1 protein-coding gene and 1 pseudogene are annotated in these 2,942 nt (G+C 53.5%); both read left to right on the forward strand.

The genetic code is table 11. The annotated features are described in order from the left end of the window. Window positions 1–2,563 (forward strand): DUF5704 domain-containing protein (locus SD70_RS32365; RefSeq protein ID WP_231571729.1); only part of this gene is annotated, 2,563 nt, incomplete at its 5' end. Further along, window positions 2,560–2,942: pseudogene (locus SD70_RS39035) on the forward strand (DUF5704 domain-containing protein); the annotation flags it as partial. The gene SD70_RS32365 and the pseudogene SD70_RS39035, both read left to right, overlap by 4 nt.

The following is a 2,942-nucleotide window of genomic DNA, read 5'->3' on the forward strand; positions in this document are numbered from 1 at the left end:
CAAGAGGGCCGAACCTTGGGCGCATCCGGACGACTTGGACGATTATTTCGGCATTCATGTACCCTATCGAAGCGCGGAATTTCCCGTCGATGTCATTGCGAAAACCGTAGACGGCATAGTCATTCAAAGACCGGAAGTTACATTTCTAAAGGGCAAGTACAAAGTCGGGGAAACGATCGATCATGAATTTCCCGAAACGATTGAGGACAACGGAAAAACGTATACGATCGTTCGTTCCTATTTATCGCCCAAGCAGGACCCGACGCGGAAAGACTGGCTGCAAGAAAATCCCGAAACGAATCCGAAGGTGCGAACGCGAAGCTTTACGGTGCATCTGGGCGGAACGGACGCGGTTGCCGAATATGCGGAGAACAATCCGGTGAAAGCCATTTATCAAAAAGAAGACGGCACCAAACTCAAAGAAGTGGACAAAGGCGTTTTCGCAACCGGCGAGGAAGCGAACCATACGTTCGAAGGACAAATCACTTCCGGCGGTCAGACGTATGAAATCATCCGCTCTTACATTACGAACAATAACAAACCCGACGAGAAGCTGTTCATTCAGGAAAAAGGCGACCCCAAGCTCAAAGAGCGCTCCATTCTGGTGGGATCGGGCGGCTCCAACTTTATCGGCATTTACAAAATTCCCTCCTCGGTAACGGTCGCGTCCCGGATTGAAGCGCCGGAAACGGTCGACCAAAACGTGACCGAAGTGGACGGGAATTTTGTTTTTGAAGTCAAGTCGTTAAAAAATTTGAAGTCATACGAAATCACGGATATTCGAAATGCCAAGCTCGTTCAAACGAGTGACAAAACCGGAACCCTCTCCGGCACTTCAACGAGTAAAACGATTCCGATCAAAATCCCGTTCACGTCCGGCGACAAAGTGAGCGTGCAAATCACCGTCGTCGTGAAGGATGTGGACGGCAATACGGGGGATTCGACATCCGATCATACGGTACGTAAAGGCGACGGCGGCGGAGAACCGCAGCCCGGCGCATCCCAGCAGGCCGAAGTGATGGAGCCGAACGTTTCTGCCGTCATTCAGGCGGATGCGCGCGGCGTAGAAAAATTTGATGTACTGCAAGGCATTCCGACTTCAGAGAGCCTGTATGTGAACGCTTTGGCCAAATCGTACTTGTATCGCAACACGTTCACGGAAACGACCGGCATGAAGCAATACCCGATTCAGGTGAGTAAAACATATACCCTTACCTGGACGGAGACGCAATCCGGTCCTCCCGATGCAGATGGGAATCCGACGACCATTACCGTTCCGCGTTCAGATACACAGACGGTCACCAAAAACTATTCGATTGAACGCAAGTACAGCTTTTGGACGATTCAAAATCTCGAATTGTACGGCATTCAAAAGGCGACGGTCTCCAATTATGCGCTTCCTTCGGGAACGGTTACACTGGAGCCGAATGGCTATGCGCCGCCAACCGTTTCCGCCGCGCATGATGCGTCGCTCAGCGCGCATTTCATCGATCCGGTCTATTCGAATGTGACGCTTCCCGGACAAACGATTTCCGGCGGTTCCAGCCGGCCTTCCGTACCGAACGAGGATTGGACAAACGAGGCCGAGAAAGCTATTGGAAAAATCAAGGTAAAAAACGACTCGTTCATTTTTAACGGGAATACGATTATGGACAACCGGACCGTTGAGGAAAAAGCACCGACGCCGGGGGCGATACCGGCCCCGCCAATGATCGGGCAAGATGTGCTGTACGGCTCAGGCTATGTCATTGACGCTTCCAAAACAAACAAAGCGAATCAGCCGAGTACCGGCACCATAACGTATTCCCTGATTAAAGGCATCGGTGGCGGAGGAAACAAAACTTTTCCGATTGGCGGCATCAACCCGGTAACCGTGCATACGCCGGTGGTGAACTATGCATCGGTGTCGGACGATCAGGCCCACAACCAGAAAACGCAGCCGACTGCCGGGCGGTCGGCGCTCATTCTGGACCGGCCCTTTACCGTGACGATTCCGACAAGCGGCCCGCACAAGGACATCAAGGGCTACGGAAATCGGGATTATGCCAAGTATGTGAGGGACAAGCAGGTACGCTTTCCGTTCGATGTGTACAAAGCGGATCGCACGACGTTTGTCCCCAAGGACACCTGGGTGTCCATCCCGGTCGGCCAGTTGCAGACGACCTTCTACTTGCCCGTTTGGGTGGACGAGGGCCATTACGACGTGTTATTCCGAACGTTTGCCGAGAACAGCCCGGCTTCCTTCACGTCCCAGATGAATGCCAATCTGGACCTATCCAACCATGTGGCTGCGCAGGCGGTTCCAGTGGAAGTGATCGGCCGTCTCTATGATTTCCGCATCACCGACATTGCCGATTTTGCCTGGGAATCGGTGTTCCGCACCCAAAAAGGCAGCGCGACGCCGACAGGAAACGCCTATTGGGTCGGCACGAAAGGCATTGACGGCGCATCGCGCGGCAATACCCCTCCCTACGTGCTGCCGGTACGGCAAGGCAGTCATCCCGAGAGCGGCAAGAAAAACGTAGCGGTCAAAACGGGTTACCATTCAAATTCGAAGTCATGACGAAAGGCAACATGTTCGGTTCGGGCGACGGGATTAAAGTCACGCCAACTTTTTACTTCGTGGACAGCAAAGGCCGTAATCGGCAAGAAGTCGATCTTTACTATCATTCAGGCAGTCAGCGGTTTATTCGTATCGGCTCCAGCGACGATGCGGAGAAACGGTATGTGACGCTCGACGCTCGCCTGCGCAATGTGCCGAAGCAGGAGTTGACCGACACCGCCGCAACGCTTTGGGCGCTAAACGGTTCGCCCGGAGCGAGGCAGACGTTTATCGATCAATATGTAAAGGATGCGCAGAAGCCGACCTATGTGGGCGGCTACGATATCATGCTGCTGCCGCCTCAGCTTCGGACGTTTGTCGGAAGCACGCAGGTGCCCTC

Source organism: Gordoniibacillus kamchatkensis (genome assembly GCF_000829455.1).
GTDB classification, from domain to species: Bacteria; Bacillota; Bacilli; order Paenibacillales; family NBRC-103111; genus Gordoniibacillus; species Gordoniibacillus kamchatkensis.